The 1368-nt window shown below is 76.0% G+C and carries 1 pseudogene; it reads left to right on the top strand.

Features of this window, described 5'->3' with window-relative positions:
* Positions 1-1368, top strand: a pseudogene (locus KBX53_RS32975) (ABC transporter permease); the annotation flags it as partial.

A 1368-nucleotide genomic window follows, 5' to 3' on the forward strand; every position in this document is an offset into this window, starting at 1 on the left:
GGGCCGTCGCCGTCGTCAGCGGCCCGATCCTCAGCATCACCGAGGGCAGCGTGCCGCGTACCTTCCAGTTCACCTACCTGGCCGACGACCGCGACGGCCCGGCGGTGACCTGGATCGCCGGTAGTGCGCCCGGTTCGCCCTTCCCCGACGAGCCCGTCGAAGCCCCCTACGACGGGCCGCCCTGGCCGGTGCAGGTCGGCCTCGCCGAGACGGCCGCCGCCGCACTCAACCTCGGCCCCGGCGATCGGCTCCCGGTCAAGGACGGCCAGGGACGCGACAGGGACGTGCGGATCAGCGGGATCTACCGACCCGTGGACAGCACCGACAGCACCTGGCGACTCGCCCCGGCGCTCCTGGGCCCCCTGCCCGGCGCTGACGGTGTGGGGATCACCCGGTTCGCCGGCCTGCTGTCACGCGAGTCGCTACCGGACGCCCGGCTCGCCGTCGACGAGGACCAACTGCGGCGCACCGTCCACTTCGCCCCCGAACCCGGCGCGCTCACCTGGGACACCACGGCGACGCTCGCCAACCAGGTGGTCGCGCTCAAGGCGGCCTCCGGCTCATCAGGCGCCCGCGACGGGTCCCTGCGCTGGGAATCGCAGCTCGACACCACACTGCGCGACGCCCGTACGCGCGGCAACGCCGCTTCCGCGCAGGCCGCCGTCCTGCTCACCGGGATCCTGACCGTCACGGTGCTGGTCCTGCTGCTCGCCGCCGCGCTACTGGTCCACCGCCGCACCCCGGCGTTGGGCGCCGCCCGGCAGCGCGGGGCGGCGTTACCCGACCTGGCCGCGGAGCTGACCATCGAGTCCACAGTGGTGTCGGTGTCGGCCGCCGCCGTCGGGCTCGCGCTCGCCCGCGCGGTCACTCCGGGCGTCTCCTGGACCTGGGCCGTTCCCGTGGTCCTGGCCGGCGCGGTCGCCGGGCCGGCGTTCGGCACCCTCGCCGCCGCCCGCGCCAGCCGCGACCGACGCCAGCCCGCCAACCCGGCCGCTCGGCGCTGGATCCGGGTCACCGGTCAGCTGCGCCGCGCCGCCGTGGAGGCGGCTGTCCTGATCGCCGCGGTCGCCGGGTTCGTCACACTGCACCAGCGTGGGCTCCTGCCCGACGCCGCCGACGGCGACACCGGTGAGCTGACCGGCGACCTGGTCCTGCCGGTCAGCGCCCTCGCTCTGGGCGGGCTCGTCGGCGCGCTGGTCCTGCTCCGGCTGCTGCCCCTCGGGGTGCGGTTCGCGCTCCGCCAGGCGCTGCGCTCGCGTCGCCCGCTGGCCGTGTTCAGTGCCGCCCGGGCGGCCACCACGGCCGGGCGCGCGTTGCCGCTGCTGGTTCTGGTCAGCGCCACGGCGCTCGCGTCGTTCGCGCTCATCC

Origin of the sequence: Micromonospora sp. M51 (genome assembly GCF_018070305.1) — a bacterium.
GTDB classification, from domain to species: domain Bacteria; phylum Actinomycetota; class Actinomycetes; order Mycobacteriales; family Micromonosporaceae; genus Micromonospora; species Micromonospora parva.